Here is an 18,914-nt window from a genome sequence, read left to right as displayed (position 1 = left end):
CGGTCGCCGTCCGTCGGTCGGCGTCCGGCGAGCGGTCGGGACCGGCGCACGGGGCCGGTGCGGGAGCGAGAGGCTGGCAGAGGCAAGGGGAAGGGCCCCGGGACGATGTCCCGGGGCCCTTCCCTTCACCCTCGTCCGTCCTCGCGCCGCTCTACCGGTCCTCGAGGAACAGCTTCTCGAAGTGCTTCCGGACCACGGGCCAGTCCCACACGGACAGCGCGTGCTCGGCCGCGAGCTTGCCCGCGTCCCGCCAGGCCTCCTCGGTGGCCGTGGTCTCCAGGATCCGCTTCGCCGCCTCCTCGGGGGAGCCGACGACCCAGCCCTCGGGGTAGAGGGTGCGGGCGCTGTTCGGCTTGCCCGCGTAGAACGGCCAGTCGCGGGCGACCGGGACGGCGGCGCTCGCCGCGCCCTCCATCAGACCCACGTGGCAGCCCTCGCGGACCGAGGAGCTGATGATGGTGCCGATCTCCTGGAGCTTCGACGGAACGTCGTCCGTCGGGCCCAGCCGGACCACGGCGCCCGACTCCTCCAGCGGAGCGAGCTCCTTCTCGAACTCGCGGCGGTACTCGCGCGTCGCCCGGCTCGTCTTCGGGTCCATGTCCCCACCGACCAGGATCAGCCGGTAGCGCTCGTCGTGCCGGCGCACCCGCTCCAGGACGTCCACGGCCCACTTCGGGTCCTTGGCGACCTGGCTTATCCCGATCAGGCCCAGGTTGAAGCGGGCCTCGGCGGGCTTCGGCCGGGCGAAGCCGGACAGATCCATCGCGTTGTCGACGATGTGGAAACGAGGCGCCTGGTCACCGCGCAGCTGCGGGACCAGCGACACGGCCAGGTCCTTCACGTGCGGGGCCACGAAGACCAGGTCGTCGATCCGCGAGAAGTCCGTCATGTGCGGCCAGCGCGTGAACGCCTCGTAGCTGTGCAGCCGGACCACGATCCTGGTGTCACCGGGATCGATGGTCGTGAGCATCCCGGCGGGACCCACCGACCAGTCCAGGAAGACCGTGTCGGCCCAGTCGAGGTACGGGCGGAACAACCGCTCGACCTCTTCCTGGTAGTCGCTGGTGCCGCCGGACAGCCGGTCCTCCAGCATCCGCCGGCCCGCCCAGGCGATCCGCTTCAGGTGCTTCGACGCGGCCAGGTCCAGGAACCGCAGCTCCACGCCGGGGTGGTCGCCGAAGTGGTCCAGGATGTGGTGCAGGAAGTTGTCGTTGGCGCTGGTGGTGACCAGCAGCCGCAGCGGCCGGTCCGTGGGCGCCTTCTTGTACGGCGTCTTCCGGCCCTGCGGGCGGCTCAGCGCCTGCATCGCCTTGGAGCGGTACAGCGGGGCGACGAAGCCCTCGGCGTCCTTGGCCAGCGGCGAGGAGAGCTGGTCGATGTGCAGCACCCGGTGGAAGTCCAGGAACAGCGCACGGTCCAGCGCCGTGGCCGCCTTCTCCGTGCGGCCGGCGGCGAACTCCCGGTCCGCGAAGGCGAGCTGGGCCGCCACCGCCTTGTCGAGATGACGCGGGCTGAGGCCCTTCGTGATCTCCTTCATCACGCCCTCGTCGAGGAGCTGCGCCTTGAGCCCGAGGTCCGGGATCTTCGAGGCGGCATCGGCGAGAGCTATGGCGGCGCCGCTCGTACGGCCCGCCCACTGCATGCCCTCCGCGACATAGCGGGAGGTCGCCGCACGCACCCGGGTCGGGACACCGGGCGCGGTGACGGCGGTGCGCCACAGCCGGGCACCGACGGTGGAGCGCATCACGGGACGCGCGGTCGCGGTGCGCATCACCGCGGCCGGGAGCCCGTCCACGGAGCGGCGGACATCGCGGGCCACGGCGTCCAGCGGCGGGATGACCGAGCGGCGCTGCACGCTGCCGCCCTGGGACGTCAGGCCCTCGACGGCCTTCAGGCCCGGCGCGAGGCCGAACATGGCGGCGGCGCTGCGGTTGTACTGGGCCAGCCGCCACACGGTGTAGACGGCGCCCGGGTCGAGGGCGACCATGACATCGGCCTTGCGGGCCCGGTCGCGCAGCCACGAGTCGCTCTTGGACTGCATCCACACCCGCATGCCGAGCGGGGACGTGCGCGCCTTGCGGCGCAGTGCCTGGCTGCGGTGCGCGACGCTCCTCGGCAGCTGGTGCAGCCCGGCCAGCTCCAGCGCGGCGACCTCCTCGGCGGAGGACTCCAGATGGAACGTGGCCGCGAGGTGCACCCGCGCGCCGAGGGCGTTGAACTTGCGCACCGAGTCGGCGAGCACGCCGAACTGCGGCTTGGCAGCGGCGACGAACAGGACTTCGGTCACGGGGTGGGTCCTCCGGCGACGATCGACTTCTCGGCGAGGGGCGCCACGTCCCCGGTGCCCGGCGCCGCGGCCGCCGGGGTGCCGCCGGCCGCGGTCTCGCGCGCGCCCTGAGCGGCGTACTTCGCCGTGAACTCCTCGACGAGGTTCTTCACGGCCACGGTCATCAGCGCCTCGCGGGTGAACTGGTCCGCGTGGGCCATGGCCTCGGCGTGCACCTCGTCGCTGGTCTCCACGGCCATGTGGGCGGCCCGGACGAACGACTCGGTCAGGCCCTCCTCGTCGATGCCGACGGCGCCGGTCCACAGCGGGTGCCCGTTCAGCACGTTCGACGCGTCGTGCTCGACGACGTGCGCCGACACGATGGGCAGACCGGTGGCCATGTACTCGTACACCTTGCCGGAGGTGACGTAGCGGCCGCCGATCAGGATCAGCACCATGGCGTCCCAGCCGGCGTAGATCGACGCGACCTCGGCCTTGGCGGCGGGGCCGCCGAAGTGGACGCCGTCGGCCTCGGCCTGCTTGAGGATCTCCGTGTGCCGGTTCGCCTCACGGCCGGCGCCGTTGCCGATGTGACCGCGCACCTCGAAGCGCGCGTTGGCCAGCAGCGGCTCCTTCTCCCGGGCCGCCTTCCAGGCGTTGAGCACCGTCTCCAGGTGCTGGGGGGTGAAGTTGACCGTGCCGAGGTAGCCGAAGACCAGGCCGGACTCGAGGTCCGGGGCGTGGGCGCGGCCCGGGGAACTGTCGGCGTCGTAGCCGTTGCGCACGACGTGCACGCGGTCGGCGAAGTCCGGGTAGCGCCTGCGGTAGTGGTCGGCGATGGGGTCGTTGACGACCCACAGGGAGAGGGCCTCGTCGAGGATCTTCCGCTCCCAGCGGCCCTCCTCGGAGTCGGGCCCGAAGGCCTCGACGCCCTCGATGACGTCGATGGACCAGCCGTCGCGGAAGTCCACGGCGTACGGGACCCGCTTCTCCTCCCACAGCTTCCAGGCCGCCGCGAGGTTCACGTACGGCACACAGCTGGCGAGCAGCAGGTCGGCCGGGTGCTCCTCGTGGATGCGCAGCACCGCCTGCTCCAGATCGGTGCGCCACTCGCCGAAGTTGGGCTCGGGGAACGGCTTCATCTGGCGGCGGCGGAGCTTGGCGACCCAGCCGTTGGGGTTGAGCGCGCGGGCCTCGTCGTAGAGGCGGATGTCCGTCTCGAGATCCTCGCGCGCCAGGGGCAGCTCGACGATCCTCACCCTGGGGTCGACCTGGTCCAGCAGGGTGAGGTCGACGCCGGAGTCCCGCTCCCAGGACTCCTGGGCGACGTTGACGACGGTCACGTCCCAGCCCACGTTGATGAACTGGTTCGCGGTCTCGCGCATGCGGTAGGCCGAGCTCTTGGCGGCCGGCGGGAACCCGATGGCGAGGTAGATCACATGAGGCCGCTTGCCTTCGGCGGGCAGCCCGGACCCGGGAGACGCTGACATAGTCGGTGACGCTAGCACGGTGACATGTACGGATTCGGGCCACCTGGTTGCCGCGTCGCCCGTCGCGGGCGCGCGGCGCGGAGGCCCCTTCTCCGTCACGCGTGCCGGCTGCCCCCCTTCCACTCTTCCATGATCCGGACAACGTTCTTGGCGGCCCGGCCGTCGCCGTACGGGGTGCCGGGGTCGGCGGTCGGCACGGCGCGGGTCACCGTCGCGGCCCACTCCTCGGGGGAGAGGGTGTGCGGGTCGGGTACAAGGACGTTCCAACCGGTCTCGACGGTTTCCACCCACTCGGTCTCGGGGCGGACCGTGGTGCAGATGCGCTCCAGCAGGAACGCCTCCTTCTGCAGACCGCCGGAGTCCGTGACCACACCGGTGGAGGCCAGCACGGCGGCGACGAGACCCGCGTACGGCAGCGGCCGGCCGACGTGCACGCTGCCCTGGGCCAGGTTGATGCCGTGGGCCTCGGCCCGTGCGACCAGACGGGGGTGGGCCAGCAGCGCCACCGGGACCGGCAGCTTCGCCAGCGACTCCAGGATCGCGGAGAGGCGCTCGGGGTCGTCCGTGTTGTCCGGGCGGTGCAGCGTCGCCAGCAGGAACGGCTGCGACGGGTCGATGCCCTCGGGCAGCGCCGGAGCGGGGTGCTCCCCGGCCCGCACGGCGTCCCGGATCTTCAGGCAGATGTCGACCATGACGTCACCGGCGAGCCGGGCCCGGTCGGCGAGGCCCTCGCCCGCGAGGTGGCGCATGGCCTCCTCGGTAGGTGCCAGCAGCAGGTCGGCGCAGTGGTCGGTGAGGACGCGGTTGTGCTCCTCCGGCATCCGCCGGTTGAAGGAGCGCAGGCCCGCCTCCAGGTGCGCCACCGGCAGGTGCATCTTCACGGCCGACAGCGCGCCGGCGATCGTGCTGTTGGTGTCGCCGTACACGAGGACCCAGTCCGGCTTCTCGCGCTCCAGGACCGGGTCCAGGGCGGAGAGCACGGAGCCCGTCTGCACACCGTGGCTGCCGGAGCCCACGCCGAGGTGCACGTCCGGGTCCGGGATGCCGAGGCCGTCGAAGAAGACGTCGGAGAGGTCGGCGTCGTAGTGCTGCCCGGTGTGCACGATGAAGTGCTCGTGCTCGGTCTCCGCGAACGCCGCCGCGATGGGGGCGAGCTTCACCAATTGAGGACGGGCTCCGACGATGCTGATGACTTTCACTGAGCACTCTTCTTCTTGGTCAGGGCGTGGGCAGGCGTGTCACGGTCTCACACTGCTCGCAATGGTAGGCAATCCGCGCACTGACAAGGTCCAGGCCGTGGGGCCGCACCGGGTGGAGGCCGTGTGCATGCAAAGGTCAGAACGCCCCGGACGATCTACGAGGGACCGCATAACGATTTCGTGAACCGTGTGCGTACTTCGGTCGAAAACGGGTCACCCGGGACCGTCCGCCCGGCGGACGGTCCCGGGTGACGAGTGGGACTGCGGTCAGCGGCCGTCCGTGACGACGTCCCCGGCGAACACCCAGTAACCCTTGAGGGCGCCGGCGGAGATCCGGCACATCGGCCGGCCGTTGACGACCGACCGCCGGTCGAAGGGCGCACCGGACGGTTTGTCGAACGTCACGGTGCGGGTGGCGGCGGCACCGCGGTCCCGCCCGTAGCGGTGGCAGGTCACCTTGCTGCCCGCAGGGAAGGACAGCGTCCGGCCGGGCCGGTAGTCGGTGGGGAGGTACTCGCCGAGCAGATAGCACCTGGGGTGGGCCTCACCGGCCCACCACCCCGCGTAGGGGCCCGAGTCGATCCGGTAGGCCACGCCGCGGCCCATGATCCGGCGGCGGCGGTTCGCGGTGGCCCGGGTGGTGCGGGGCAGGCTGACGGTCCTGCGGGCGAGCTCGGCGTCACGCTTCGCCGCGACGAAGTCACCGTCCGCGTCGGTGTCGTAGCGGTACAGCGTGTGCGTCCCGGCCGCGAGGACGACGGGGGAGCCCTCCGGCAGGAACCCCGAAGGATGGTCGTCCGTGAGCAGATCGCTCATGTGGGCGAAGCGCGGGCTGCCGGTCTGCCAGTGCAGCTGCCGGTACAGGTTGATGTGGTGCTGGTGGTACGAGGGCGTCGGGATCCGGTGGGTCAGGCAGTAGTACGAGGCCCACCGCCGGTTGCGCAGGGTGGGGAAGTAGTGGTCGACCGTGGTGCACGCCCCGTCGTACAGCCGCGCCGCCAGCGTGTTCCCCGTCGCCCGGGCGTAGTCCCACAGCCCGAACATGGCGAAGATCATTCCGTTGTACGTGCGGTCCGACGTGCCCGGTGCGTCGACCGGGTACTCCTGGATCCACAGATAGCCGGCGCCGTCCCGGTTCACCACCCACGGATCGCCGTCGTCCCCGCGCAGCAGGGAGGCGAACGCCGCGTCGGCGGCCGTCCGGTACAGCGTGCGCTCCTGCGGCGTGACGCCGTCGAGCAGGGAGAGCTGCACGAAGAGGCTGATCGCCTCGCCCTGCGCCATCCCCGAGTACCAGGGCGCCCGGTAGGAGATGCCGCTGTGGCTGCCGTGCGTGAAGTCGAAGGGGTACGGGAAGTACCACGCCCCGCGCGCCTCCACCCGTGTGTCGATCAGGCGCTTCGCCTGTGCCTTCGCGCGCTTGAGGAACAGCGCCCTGCGGGCCGGGTCCTTGGTGGTGCGGTACGCGGCGGCACAGCCGAGGCCGAACTGGATCTGGGTGACGGGCTGGTTGTACCCGGGGGCCGACCGGCGGGGGCGGTACATGATGACCCCGTCGCGGTCGAGATAGGTGTGCGTGGTGTCCGGGGTGACGCCGGACCACGGCGTCGGCCGGTCGCGCCAGGGCCGCAGCCGCTCCGGCAGGTCCACCGCGGTGTAGCCCCTGCCGTGGAACGTGAACGGGAGCGCGTCCGGGAGTGCGGCGCGCACGGTCGCGGGGGCGGGCGGGCCGTCGGCGCGGGGGACACGGACGGAGGGCGCGGGGGGAGTCACCTTTCCTCCCGAGAGCTGGTCGGGCAGGGGCGGGAGCGGCGGGAGCGACGCCCGGGGGAGCGGCCGGGTCGTGGCCGGCGCGCCCGGGACGGCCTGCGCGGCACCCGTGCCGGCGCCGGTGAGCGCGGTACCGAGCGCGGTGCCGCCCGCGAGGCGGAAGAACCGTCTGCGGTCCAGTGTGGAACCTTCCGGTGCGGAACGGTCCCGTGCGGTGCTGCCGCTCTCGGCCATGCCTGAAGCTCCCGGGGAAGATCGGCGATGGCTGCGGATCCTATGGGGACGTTCCGGGCGGAAGCCGCCACAGACACGCGAAAGCCGGGAGGGCGACTCGATCGGATGGCCGAGGCGGCCTCCCGGCCGTCACGCGGTTGACGAGCGCCGCGCGGCGCTGCCCCGCCCGCGGAGGGCGTCCGCGGGCGTGAGGGGCCGGGGAGGGAGTCCCCGCGGGTGGACGGCGGTCAGCGCTCGGTGAGCGTGCCGTCCTTCTCGTCGTACAGGGCGCCGCTCTGCGGGCACTCCCACACACCCGGCTCGCCCTCGCGCTCGGTCAGCCGCACACCGGCCCGGCCGACCCAGCCGATCTGCCGCGCGGGCACCCCGACGACCAGCGCGAAATCCGGCACGTCCTTCGTCACCACGGCGCCCGCGGCCACCATCGACCAAGCGCCGATCCTGACGGGGGCGACACACACCGAACGCGCGCCGATCGAGGCCCCGTCGGCGATCTTCACGCCGACGGCCTCCCAGTCGCCGCCGCGCTTCTGCTTGCCGTCGGGGTCGACGGAACGCGGGTTGTGGTCGTTGGTGAGCACCACGGCGGGGCCGATGAAGACGCCGTCACCGAGCTCGGCCGGCTCGTACACCAGCGCGTAGTTCTGCAGCTTGCAGTTGTCGCCCATGTGCACGCCCGTGCCGACGTACGCACCCCGGCCGATCACACAGCCCTCGCCGAGGCGGGCGCCCTCGCGGATCTGCGCGAGATCCCACACACTGCTGCCGGCGCCGATCTCGGCCGTCTCGTCGACCTGGGCGCTGGGCTGGACCCTGTAGTTCACTTCTCTGCCTTCCGGTGTCTGGCTTCGGGCCGAGCATACGGGCCGTCCTCCTCGGCCGGGCGGCCGAGGAGGACGGCCCGTCGCGGTCGCTCGCGTGACCCGCGACGACCGGGATGCCCTCGCCTGAGCGGTCAGGCCCCGTCGGCGATCACCTGGTTCGCGGGAACCCAGTAGCCGGCGAGCTCGCCCTCCGAGATGCGGCACATCGCCCGGCCGTTCACGATCGACCTGCGGTCGAAGGCCGCCGTCGTGGCCGTCGCGTACTTCAGGTTCCGGGTGGTTCCCGCGGTGCCGTCGATGCCGAACTTGTACGCCACGATGTCCGTGTTCGTACGGAACGTGAGCGTGCGCTGCACCCGGTAGTCGGTTGCGAGGTACTCCCCGCGCAGGAAGGCGTTCGGGAACGCCTCGCCGATCCAGTAACCCTTGTACGCTCCGGCGCTGATCTGATACCAGATGCCCGCACCCTTGATCCGGCGACGCATGCTCGCCGGGGCCGAGGTGGCCCTGGAGAACGTGGCCTTCTTCGTGGACAGGATCTTGTCCGGCGCGGCCAGGTTCTTGTCGTAGGAGCCGTCCGGCTTGGTCGCGATCCTGTAGAGCGTGTGCGTGCCCTTGGCGATGGCGATCGTCGCCCCGGCCGGCAGGACGTACGGCGGGAAGTCGTCGATGAGCTGGTCCATCTGGTTGGCGAAGACGACACTGTTCGTCTGCCAGTGGAGCTGGCGCCACAGGACGATGTGGTGCGGGTGGTACGAGTCCGTCGTGATCCGGTGGGCCTGGCAGTAGTACGAGATGCCGCGGGCGTTGCGCAGCTGCGGGAAGTACCGGGCCATGGTGGTGCACGCGCCGTCGTACAGCTGGGCGGCGAGCTCGTTGCCGGTCGCCTGGTAGTAGTCCCAGAGGCCGAACATGGCGAAGACCATGCCGTTGTAGGTGTAGTCACCGGTGCCGGCGGCCTTGAAGGGGTACTCCTGGATCCACAGGTAGCCCGCGCGGTCCTTGTTCACGCACCAGGGCACGCCGTTGTCGCCCCGCAGCAGCGAGGAGAAGGCGCCGTGGGCGGCGGCCATGTAGAGGGTGCGCTCGGACTCGGTGATTCCGTCGAGCTGGGCGAGCTGCACGAAGAGGCTGATCGCCTCGCCCTGCGCCATCCCCGAGTACCAGGGGGCCTTGTAGTCGACTCCGCTGTGCACTTCGTGCTTGAAATCGAACCCGTACGGGAAGTACCAGGCGCCGCGGGCCTCGACGCGCTTCTCGATCAGGCGGTTGGCCTGGGCCTTGGCGCGCTGGAGGAAGACCGCCTTGCGGGCCGGGTCCTTCTCGACGCGGTAGCTCGTGATGCAGCCGAGGCCGAACTGGATCTGGCCCACCGGGTGGTCGTAGCCGACGCTCCCGTTGTTGGGGTGGTAGAGGTACGCGCCCTGGGCGTTCAGCCGGTACAGGCCGGTGGGGGTCCTGTTCTCCCAGCTCACCGGCCGGTTCCGCCACGGGCGCAGTGCCTCCGGCAGGTCCTGCACCATCGTGAAGCCGTTCCGGTTGAACTCGAACGGCAGCGCGGTCGGGACGTCCTGCTCCACGGCCCGCGCGTCCGGCATGCTCCGCGCGTGCGGAATACGCGTCGACGGGTCCGGCGCCGAGCCGGTGCCCCCGTCGTTCGGGTCCGGCAGCGGCGGCACGGGGAAGCCCTCGCCCGGCGTCTGCGGCAGGCTCAGCGCGAGCGACCGCGGCATGTTCGCGAACGGGTCGGGCTTTCCGTCGAAGGCGCCGGTGGCCATGGCCGTGACCGCGCCGCCCCCTGCTACGGCCACGCCTGCCGCGGTGCCGCCCGCGAGCCGGATGAACCGTCTGCGCCCGACCTCGACACGCCTCTTCCCAGCCATGACTGAGTACCCCCCCAAGGGACTTGATCAGTGATGACGTGGATCGTATGGGAAATGTGTGGAGTTCCGTAATCGATACGAAACGATCTGACTGACCGTGTGAAGGATGGATCGGTTCATAGGGGAACTGCAGCGGCGGGATGGTGGACCCGCTCCGATTCCGTGATGGAAACGTGATCGGCAAACGCGTTGGCTCGTCACAGCCGTTGCCGTGAGTTCGATGACGTCACGGCAACCGGACGAAGGAGTCCGGCCCACGCGCGCGTTGGCGGAAGGAGTCCGATCCACGCGCGCGTCGGCGGCGGGATACTGGACACCGCCGGCCGGCCCTGGGAACGCAGGCCCGCAGCCGCACGTGGACGCTGCGGCGTGCGTGCGCCCGAGGCCAGCTGCGCTCGGTCGAATCACCGCGGCCCGCCCCGCGCCCGCTCCGCGCCCGCCCCGCGCCCGCTCCGCGCCCGCCCCGCGCCCGCTCCGCGCCCGCCCCGCGCCCGCTCCGCGGCGGTCCCGGCCCCGCCCTGGCTGCCGGCCCCGGTCCGGTTGTTGAATGTGCGCTCGTGCTCCTGCGCTCCTTCCTCACCATGCCCCGACTGCTCCGGCACGGCCCCGCCGTCGGCGCCGACCTCCCGCCCGACGAGGCGGTGCTCCTCGACGAGCGGCCGGCGCCGCTGCGCCACGCGCTGTCCGCGGCGACGGCGGGGAACCACGGTCCGGCCCGCGAACTGCTGGCGGCCACGCGGCTCGGCGCCGAGTGGGAACGGCGCAGCCACTACGTCGGCGAGTTCGCCGACGCCGCCGTGCACAGCTCCGGCTGGCTGGACGCCTGGCTCGCGGACGCGCCGGCGGACCCGGACGCGACGCTGGTCCGGGCCGACCTCTGCATCCGCCGGGCCTGGTCCGTCCGGACCGGAGCACGGGCCCGGGAAGTGTCGTCCGACCGGTTCCGGGCGTTCTTCGCCCTGCTGGAGGACGCGGTACCGGTGCTCGGCGCGGCCGCAGAGCTCAACCCCGACGACCCGGTCCCGTGGCGGATCGCCCTCACCCACGCCATGGGCATCCAGGCGCCGCGCGAGGTCTTCGACGCCTACTGGGAGGAGGCCACCGCGCGCGCCCCGCACCACTACGGCTGCCATGCCGCCGCGCTGCAGTACCTGTGCGCGAAATGGCACGGCTCGCACGAGGAGATGTTCGACTTCGCCGAGCACGCCGCCGCCCGGGCCCTGCCGGGCTCGAAGCTCCACGCGCTGCCGCTGGCCGCCGCGATCGAGTACGACGTCGCCGCCGACGCCCGCGGCTCCGGACAGGTCGACCGCTCCCGGATCACCGCCGCCGTGGACCGCGCGCTCGGGCTCTCGACCTTCTACGAGCCCGGCGACCCGGAGGCGGCCGGATTCCGCAACGAGCTGGCGCTGGTGCTCGTCCTGGCCAAGCGCTTCGACGAGGCCCTCGACGTGTTCCGGGCGATCGGCACGCAGGCCCGCTCGCACCCCTGGAGGTACTTCGGGGAGCCGAGGCGGGAGTTCCTGGAGTTCCGCACCGGGGTGCGGATGCAGATCGCGGGCTCCACACCGTTCTTCTCCCGGCCGCCGGAGTCGGCGGCCGGGAGACGGGAGCGGACCGCCGGCGGCTCCGCCGTCCATCTGGTGGCGATAGCCTCCGCCCCGCCCGCGAGGGTCGCGACGGCCGCCCTGATGTGCGGAGTGCCGCTCCGGATCGCCCCGGCGGGCGGCTCGGCGAGCTACGTGGCCCCGGCCCCGGACGAGCCGTCCGGCCGGCGGGCGGCCCTGATCGGCGGCGAGGACCGGCTGACCGGCGCCGCGAACACCTTCACCACCGGTGAGAAGTGGCCGGCGCTGGTGCTGCGGCGGACCGGGGACCTCGCCGGGTTCACGCTGCTCCACAAGGGAAAGGAGGCCGCGTCCCACTCCTGGGACCCGTCCGCCCCGGTCGCCGACCACGCGTCCGCGTCCGCCACGGCCGATGCGCTCGCCCGCGTGTACGGGCTGTCCGACCCCCGGCCGCTCACCGGGCTGCTGCGCTCCTCGACCGCCCCGGCGCGCCATCAGGCGGACCTCGTCACCGCCCTCGGCCTGCCCCCGCTGCCCGCTGGCTTCGGCCGTCACGCCGACCCGCTGGCGGGTGTGCCCGGGACCCGGCTGCTGGAGCGTCGCGGCTTGCTCTCCGGGATGCGCGACACCCTGGCGAACGACCCGGAGCGGCTGCTGGTCCGGTCCCCCGGCGCCGGTCCGTCGCGCCGCCCGAAGCGGTGGTGGGTGGTGCGTCTGCTCGCCCTGGCCCTCTTCGGCCCGGCCGCGGCGTACGCCTGGTGGTCGCCCGGCGTCGGGGCGACGCGCTCCGTCCTGTTCTCCCTGCTGGCGCTCGTCTTCGGGGCGCAGCTCGTGGCCGCGGCCCGGGAGCGCCGCCGGGGCTGAGTCAGGGAGCGCCGGGGCGATCCCCGGCACGCCACCGCGGGAAGGCCCGTGATGCGGTGTGACGCTGCCCATGACGGCGGGGCGGTCCGTTCCGCGGGGTCCTCGGGCCTCCCAGGAGCTGGTTTGACCCCCTGCGGCCCTGCCCGTAACCTTGACCGTCGGCGTGTTTCCATGCGCCAGCTTCTGAGCACCTCCCTCCGGGTCCGTGACCCGGAGAGGCCGTCCATCCCTTACGGACAGTCCGGGCTCCGGCCCGTGCGGACGGCTGGCATCAGGGGTTCCCGTTACGAGCGAGAGAGAGATCCGCGTGTACGCCATCGTGCGCAGCGGTGGTCGCCAGCACAAGGTTGCTGTCGGCGACATCGTTGAGGTTGACAAGATTTCCACTGCCAAGGTCGGCGACACGGTCGAGCTCTCGACCCTGCTCGTTGTCGACGGTGACGCCGTGACCAGCGACCCGTGGGTGCTGGCCGGGATCAAGGTCCAGGCCGAGGTCGTGGACCACCACAAGGGCGCCAAGATCGACATCCTGCGCTACAAGAACAAGACCGGCTACCGCCGTCGTCAGGGCCACCGCCAGCAGTACACGGCGATCAAGGTCACGGCGATCCCCACGGCTGCGAAGTAAGGGACTGAGAAGAGATGGCACACAAGAAGGGCGCATCGTCCACCCGGAACGGTCGCGACTCCAACGCCCAGCGGCTCGGCGTGAAGCGCTTCGGCGGTCAGGTCGTCAACGCCGGTGAGATCCTGGTCCGTCAGCGTGGCACGCACTTCCACCCGGGCGCGGGCGTCGGCCGCGGCGGCGACGACACGCTGTTCGCGCTGCAGGCCGGTGCCGTGGAGTTCGGCACCTTCCGCGGCCGCAAGGTCGTGAACATCGTTCCGGTCGCCTGACCGGAGTTCTTGCGAGGGCGGACCACTTCCCCGGGCGGGAAGCGGGTCCGCCTTTCGCTTGTTGAGAGACAGACATATCCGCACGGACCCCCGTGCTCGGCACTTCGCCACTTTCGTACTGGAGGCACAGGACCATGACCACCTTCGTGGACCGCGTCGAGCTGCACATCGCCGCGGGTAACGGGGGCCACGGCTGCGCCTCCGTACACCGTGAGAAGTTCAAGCCCCTCGGCGGGCCGGACGGCGGCAACGGCGGGCGCGGCGGTGACGTCGTCCTCACCGTCGACCAGTCCGTCACGACGCTGCTCGAGTACCACCACTCGCCGCACCGCAAGGCGACCAACGGCAAGCCAGGCGAGGGCGGCAACCGCTCCGGCAAGGACGGCCAGGACCTCGTGCTGACCGTGCCGGACGGCACCGTCGTCCTCGACAAGCGCGGCAATGTGCTGGCCGACCTGGTCGGGCACGGCACGACGTACGTGGCCGCCGAGGGCGGTCGCGGGGGCCTCGGCAACGCGGCGCTGGCCTCGGCCCGCCGCAAGGCCCCCGGCTTCGCCCTGCTCGGCGAGCCGGGCCGGTCCGGTGACATCGTCCTGGAGCTGAAGACCGTCGCGGACGTGGCGCTGGTCGGCTACCCGAGCGCCGGCAAGTCCTCGCTGATCTCGGTGCTGTCCGCCGCCAAGCCGAAGATCGCGGACTACCCGTTCACCACGCTCGTGCCGAACCTCGGCGTCGTCACCGCCGGCTCGACCGTCTACACCATCGCGGACGTGCCGGGCCTGATCCCCGGCGCCAGCCAGGGCCGCGGCCTGGGTCTGGAGTTCCTCCGCCACGTCGAGCGCTGCTCGGTGCTGGTGCACGTGCTGGACACGGCGACGCTGGAGTCCGATCGCGACCCGCTCTCCGACCTCGACGTCATCGAGGAGGAGCTGCGGCACTACGGCGGCCTCGACGACCGTCCGCGGATCGTCGTCCTCAACAAGGTCGACATCCCCGACGGCAAGGACCTGGCGGACATGATCCGGCCCGACCTCGAGGAGCGTGGCTACCGCGTCCTCGAGGTGTCCGCGGTCGCCCGCACCGGGCTGAAGGAGCTGTCCTTCGCCCTGGCCGACATCGTCGCGAAGGCGCGCGCGGCCAGGCCGAAGGAGGAGGCGACCCGCGTCGTCATCCGTCCGAAGGCGGTCGACGACACGGGCTTCACCGTCACACAGGAGGAGGACGGCCTCTTCCGCGTGCGCGGCGACAAGCCCGAACGCTGGGTCCGCCAGACCGACTTCAACAACGACGAGGCCGTGGGCTACCTCGCGGACCGGCTGAGCCGCCTCGGCGTCGAGGAAGGTCTGATGAAGGCCGGCGCCCGTGCCGGTGACGGTGTGGCGATCGGCCCCGAGGACGACGCCGTCGTCTTCGACTGGGAGCCGACGATGATGGCGGGCGCGGAGATGCTCGGCCGCCGGGGCGAGGACCACCGCTTCGAGGCGCCGCGTCCGGCGGCGCAGCGCCGCAAGGACCGCCAGGCGGAGCGCGACGAGGCCACGCGCGAGTACGACGACTTCGAACCGTTCTGATCGTTCCGACGCGAGCCGTTCCGATCCGACGGCGAGCGGCGTCGACCGGGGCCGGGGGCAGCAGCCCCCGGCCCCGGTCTGTTCTTCCGCGCGGCGCACGACCCTGACGGGGGCGTCCCGGTGCGTTCCTGCCCCCGCGGCAGCCGGTGCCGACGCCCGCTTGCCGTTGCGTGAACCCGGCGGACGCGGGCCGCCGGCACGCCCCCGCCTCCCGCCCGGCGATCCGCGTCCACTCCCTGACGCTGCCCGCCGTTCCCGCCCCGGCGCGTACGAGCGGGCGGCACACCCCTGCGTCTCGCGGCCCGCCCTCCGTGGCCCCGGCGCGCCGGCCCGACGGCCCACCTCAGCGCCCCCGTGGACCCGCTCTCGGGGCACCCCCTGCGGCCCGCGCGGCCCTGCTCCACCGTTCCGTGGCGCCCTTCCCGCATGCCCTGTCGCGGGGGACATGTCCCCTCCGTTCAGATCCGTGCGGTGGCGCAACCTCGTCCCCGATATCACCGTCTTGTTCGCGGGGGTGGGGCAGCAAGGTGCCCCAGCACGGTCGAAACGGAGCGTTGATGAAGGTTTCCTTCCTCATCCACACCATCTACGGCATCGGCGGCACCATCCGCACCACGCTCAATCTCGCGGAGGAGCTCGCAGGACGCCACGAGGTGGAGATCGTCTCCGTCTTCCGGCACCGGGACGAGCCGCTGTTCGCGATCGACCCGCGCATCACCGTCGTCCCCCTGGTCGACACCCGCCCCTCGTCCCCGGGCAACGAGACCAAGCACCCGCTCGCGCTGGAGCCCGCCCGGCACATTCCCGCCGCCGAGGCGCGGTTCAAGCAGTACAGCAGGCTCACCGACCAGCGCGTGCGCGACCACTACGCCGTCTCCGACGCGGACGTGGTCATCGGCACCCGCCCCGGACTCGTCGCGTACGTCGCCCAGTTCGCGCCCGAAGGCGCCGTGTGCATCGGGCAGGAGCACATGACGCACCATCACCACAAGCCCGAGCTGCGGGCCGGGATGCGCCCGCACCTGGCCGCGCTCGACGCGTTCGTGACCGTCTCCGAGGGCGACGCGGCCGTGTGGCGGGAGCGGATGCCGCTGCCGGAGACCCGGGTGCTGGCCATACCGAACAGCGTCCCCGAGCCCATGGTGCCCGTCTCCGACCTCGGCGGGACGACCGTCGTCGCGGCCGGCCGGCTCGCCGCGGAGAAGCAGTACGACGTCCTGATCGAGGCCTTCGCCGAGGTCGTGGCCGTGCGGCCGGAGTGGACCCTGCGCATCTGCGGCTGGGGCAGACAGAAGGAACGTCTCCGCAGGCGTATCGACGAGCTCGGCCTCTACAACAGCGTCCATCTGATGGGTCCTCGCTCGCCCATCGAGCCCGAGTGGGTGAAGGGCGCCATCGCCGTCTCCACGTCGCGTCACGAGTCCTTCGGCATGACGCTCGTCGAGGCGATGAGGTGCGGACTGCCCGTCGTCAGCACCGACTGCGACTACGGCCCGCGCGAGATCGTCGCGGACGGCGTGGACGGTCTGCTGGTCCCCGTCAGCGACTCCGAGGCCGTCGCCGCGGCCCTTCTCCGTCTCATCGACGACGAGCCGCTGCGCCGCCGCATGGGCGCCGCGGCCCGCTCCCACGCCCGCCGTTTCGATCCGGGCCCGGTCGCGAAGCAGTACGAGGAACTGTTCGCGGACCTCGGTGCGGGAACCCGTGCGCGCACCGAGAGGGCCGCACCCTCCGTACCGGGGGACGACCGGACGGCCGCCTCCCCGCGCGTGGACTGTGTCGCCGAGGAGAACGGCGATGTGACGGTGGCTCTGCTCGGCGAGCGCACCGGCCGGCCGGCCCTCGTCTGTGTCCATCCCGACGCCTCCGTCCCGGACCGGGTCTTTCCCTTCGACCCGGCCGGCCGTGCCGTGATCCCCGCCGACGCCGGACTCGCCGAGGGTGTCTGGACGTGTCACATCGACCCCCCGCCGGCCGGCGCCGCCCCGCCGGCGCCGTCGGACGCGCCCGCCCGTGCCCGTCTCGCCGCCAGGGCGGTCGACCAGCGCGGGGCGATGCGGGCCGCCGAACGCGTCCGTCCCGGGGAGCCCGTGCACACCCTCGTCCCGTACGTACGGCACGGCGGACTCACCCTGCGCTCCTGGGCACGGCCCGCCCATGTGGAGTCCGGTGACATCACCGTCGGCTCCCGGCGGATCACCGTGTCCGGGCGACTGCTCGGGGACGCCGGACCGGTGGAGGACCCGGTGCTCCTGCTGCGCCGCCGCGGAGCGGACGCCGGCGAACTGGAGTTCCCCGGCGCACGCGTCGGTGCCGACGGGTTCCGCTGTACGGTCCCGCTCGCCGCGCCGGTCGCTGTCCAGGCCTCCGCCCACGACGTCTGGGATCTCTGGCTGCGCCCCGCGCGCGGAGCCGCACCGGTGCGGATCGGCCGGGTGCTCGACGACGTGGTGGAGAAGGGGAGCGTGTTCCCCTACCCCTCGGTCGACCTGCTCCGGAAGCGCCCGCTCGCGCGGGTCCGTGCGGTCGTGGACGTGCTTCTTTCCCGGGCCCGGGCGCAGGTCACGGTGAAGATCTTCTTCAGCGCGGGCAACGAACTCGTGCTCAATGTCATCGACAAAACGATGAAGTAACGCTGCGCCACAGCGTTGGCCTGTGGTATCAGTCACCTCTTCTGCCGGTTCGTCCCCCGCAAACCCCCCTGGCCACGGGGTGAACAGGGGGTTTCAAGGCGGTGTGGACTCCTTGAGGACCGCCTTGCGGGACGGTCACGCAGAGTGCGACCATCACACCGTCCCCCAGTCATCGCAAGGTAGAGGTTCGTCTGTGTCCGTGCCGCAGGAAGCCAAGCCCCGCACCACAGCAGTCGTGCTCGCCGGTGGTACCGGCCAGCGCGTGGGGCTCGCGATCCCCAAGCAGCTGCTGAAGATCGCCGGCAAGGCCGTCATCGAGCACACGCTGACGATCTTCGAGCAGGCCGAGGCGATCGATGACGTGATCGTGCTGATGGCGCCGGGTTTCGTGCCCGACGTGGAGAAGATCATCGCCAAGGCCGGGCTGACCAAGGTCCGCCGCGTCATCGAGGGCGGCGCGACGCGGAACGAGACCACCGAGCGTGCGATCGAGGCCCTCAGCGAGGGCCTTGCCGAGGGCGAGGACGCCAATGTCCTCTTCCATGACGCGGTGCGTCCGCTTCTGTCACAGCGAGTGATCGCGGACTGTGTGAGCGCCCTGGACCGCTACCAGGCCGTGGACGTCGCCATCCCCTCGGCCGACACCATCATCGTGACCCGCACCCACGGCGAGGACGGCGAGTTCATCACCGACGTCCCGGACCGCTCGCGGCTGCGCCGCGGCCAGACCCCGCAGGCGTTCAAGCTCTCCACGATCCGCCGCGCGTACGAGATCGCGGCGGGCGACCCGAACTTCCAGGCGACCGACGACTGCAGCGTCGTGCTCAAGTACCTCCCCGACGTGCCGATCTACGTCGTCGCGGGTGACGAGTACAACATGAAGGTGACGCAGCCGGTCGACGTCTTCATCGCCGACAAGCTGTTCCAGCTCGCCTCCACCGCCGCGCCGCGCCAGGCCGACGAGGCCGCGTACCGCGAGCTGCTGGCCGGCAAGACGCTGGTCGTCTTCGGCGGCTCGTACGGCATCGGCGCGGACATCGCCGCCCTCGCCGAGGAGTACGGTGCGAAGGTCTACGCCCTGGGCCGCTCCACCACCGGCACCCACGTGGAGAACCCGGAGCACGTGGACGACGCGCTCTCCAAGGCGTACGCGGAGACCGGGCGCGTCGACTACGTCATCAACACGGCGGGCGTGCTGCGCATCGGCAAGCTCGCGGAGACCGACAACGCGACCATTCAGGAAGCGTTGAACGTCAATTACCTGGCACCCGTCCAGATTGCGCGTGCGTCGTACAAGTATTTGGCGGAGACCAAGGGGCAGCTGCTCCTCTACACCTCTTCCAGTTACACCCGGGGCCGCGCCGAATACAGCCTTTACTCGTCGACCAAGGCGGCTATGGTGAATCTCACCCAGGCCCTCTCCGACGAATGGGCGGCGGACGGAATCCGGGTGAATTGCGTCAATCCCGAGCGGACGGCCACGCCGATGCGCACCAAGGCGTTCGGCCAGGAGCCGGCCGGTTCGCTGCTGTCCTCCGAGGCCGTGGCCCGGACCTCGCTGGACGTGCTGCTTTCCGAGCTGACCGGCCATGTCATCGACGTACGGCAGCAGGACCCGACCCGCGAGGCCAGCGAGGCCTCCGGCTTCGAGCAGGCACTGGCGTCCGTCCTGGACCGCCAGGAGGATGTGTAATACTTCTCCATCAAAGATCTTA

At 71.7% G+C, this 18,914-nt stretch carries 12 protein-coding genes; 6 read left to right on the top strand and 6 right to left on the bottom strand.

Annotated elements, in window-relative coordinates; all coding sequences use genetic code 11:
* Positions 1 to 151 precede the first annotated feature (151 nt).
* The 6 genes from QRN89_RS11645 to QRN89_RS11620 all read right to left on the bottom strand — a co-directional run bounded on the left by QRN89_RS11645 (position 152) and on the right by QRN89_RS11620 (position 9,666).
* Positions 152 to 2,287: a glycosyltransferase family protein gene (locus QRN89_RS11645; protein WP_290349279.1), complete on the bottom strand. Its 2,136-nt coding sequence runs from the start codon at positions 2,285 to 2,287 to the stop codon at positions 152 to 154.
* On the bottom strand, positions 2,284 to 3,705 hold the full coding sequence (locus QRN89_RS11640; protein WP_290353665.1) for a glycosyltransferase: 1,422 nt from the start codon (positions 3,703 to 3,705) through the stop codon (positions 2,284 to 2,286). The genes QRN89_RS11645 and QRN89_RS11640 overlap by 4 nt, the downstream gene beginning before the upstream one ends.
* 146 nt (positions 3,706 to 3,851) lie before the next feature.
* Entirely contained in the window at positions 3,852 to 4,955 is a 1,104-nt protein-coding gene (wecB, locus tag QRN89_RS11635) for a non-hydrolyzing UDP-N-acetylglucosamine 2-epimerase (RefSeq protein ID WP_290349278.1), read from the bottom strand.
* 267 nt (positions 4,956 to 5,222) lie between these two features.
* Positions 5,223 to 6,959: a D-glucuronyl C5-epimerase family protein gene (locus QRN89_RS11630; protein ID WP_290349277.1), complete on the bottom strand. Its 1,737-nt coding sequence runs from the start codon at positions 6,957 to 6,959 to the stop codon at positions 5,223 to 5,225.
* A gap of 227 nt (positions 6,960 to 7,186) precedes the next feature.
* Positions 7,187 to 7,783, bottom strand: coding sequence for an acyltransferase (locus QRN89_RS11625; protein WP_290349276.1), 597 nt, complete (start codon positions 7,781 to 7,783; stop codon positions 7,187 to 7,189).
* Positions 7,784 to 7,914: 131 nt separating this feature from the next.
* Positions 7,915 to 9,666 (bottom strand): D-glucuronyl C5-epimerase family protein, encoded by a 1,752-nt coding sequence (locus QRN89_RS11620; protein ID WP_290349275.1) that lies wholly within the window; start codon positions 9,664 to 9,666, stop codon positions 7,915 to 7,917.
* A 557-nt stretch (positions 9,667 to 10,223) separates the two neighbouring features.
* On the opposite strand from QRN89_RS11620, the gene QRN89_RS11615 reads away from it, so the two are divergent.
* The 6 genes from QRN89_RS11615 to QRN89_RS11590 all read left to right on the top strand — a co-directional run bounded on the left by QRN89_RS11615 (position 10,224) and on the right by QRN89_RS11590 (position 18,892).
* A complete protein-coding gene (locus tag QRN89_RS11615) occupies positions 10,224 to 12,098 on the top strand; it encodes a hypothetical protein (RefSeq protein ID WP_290349274.1) in 1,875 nt (624 codons plus the stop codon).
* A gap of 307 nt (positions 12,099 to 12,405) precedes the next feature.
* A complete protein-coding gene (gene rplU / locus QRN89_RS11610; protein ID WP_017944922.1) occupies positions 12,406 to 12,726 on the top strand; it encodes a 50S ribosomal protein L21 in 321 nt (106 codons plus the stop codon).
* A 14-nt stretch (positions 12,727 to 12,740) separates the two neighbouring features.
* Positions 12,741 to 12,995, top strand: coding sequence for a 50S ribosomal protein L27 (rpmA, locus tag QRN89_RS11605; protein ID WP_109293632.1), 255 nt, complete (start codon positions 12,741 to 12,743; stop codon positions 12,993 to 12,995).
* A gap of 134 nt (positions 12,996 to 13,129) precedes the next feature.
* Positions 13,130 to 14,566, top strand: coding sequence for a GTPase ObgE (gene obgE, locus QRN89_RS11600; protein WP_290349273.1), 1,437 nt, complete (start codon positions 13,130 to 13,132; stop codon positions 14,564 to 14,566).
* Positions 14,567 to 15,123: 557 nt separating this feature from the next.
* Complete coding sequence (locus QRN89_RS11595) at positions 15,124 to 17,199, top strand: glycosyltransferase family 4 protein (protein WP_290349272.1); 2,076 nt, start codon at positions 15,124 to 15,126, stop codon at positions 17,197 to 17,199.
* Positions 17,200 to 17,392: 193 nt separating this feature from the next.
* Positions 17,393 to 18,892, top strand: a complete 1,500-nt coding sequence (locus tag QRN89_RS11590; RefSeq protein ID WP_290349271.1) for a bifunctional cytidylyltransferase/SDR family oxidoreductase — start codon at positions 17,393 to 17,395, stop codon at positions 18,890 to 18,892.
* Positions 18,893 to 18,914 lie beyond the last annotated feature (22 nt).

The sequence above is a fragment of the Streptomyces sp. HUAS CB01 genome (assembly GCF_030406905.1).
In the GTDB taxonomy this organism is placed as follows: Bacteria; Actinomycetota; Actinomycetes; order Streptomycetales; family Streptomycetaceae; genus Streptomyces; species Streptomyces chengbuensis.
This window is presented reverse-complemented; position numbering and strand designations above follow the sequence as displayed.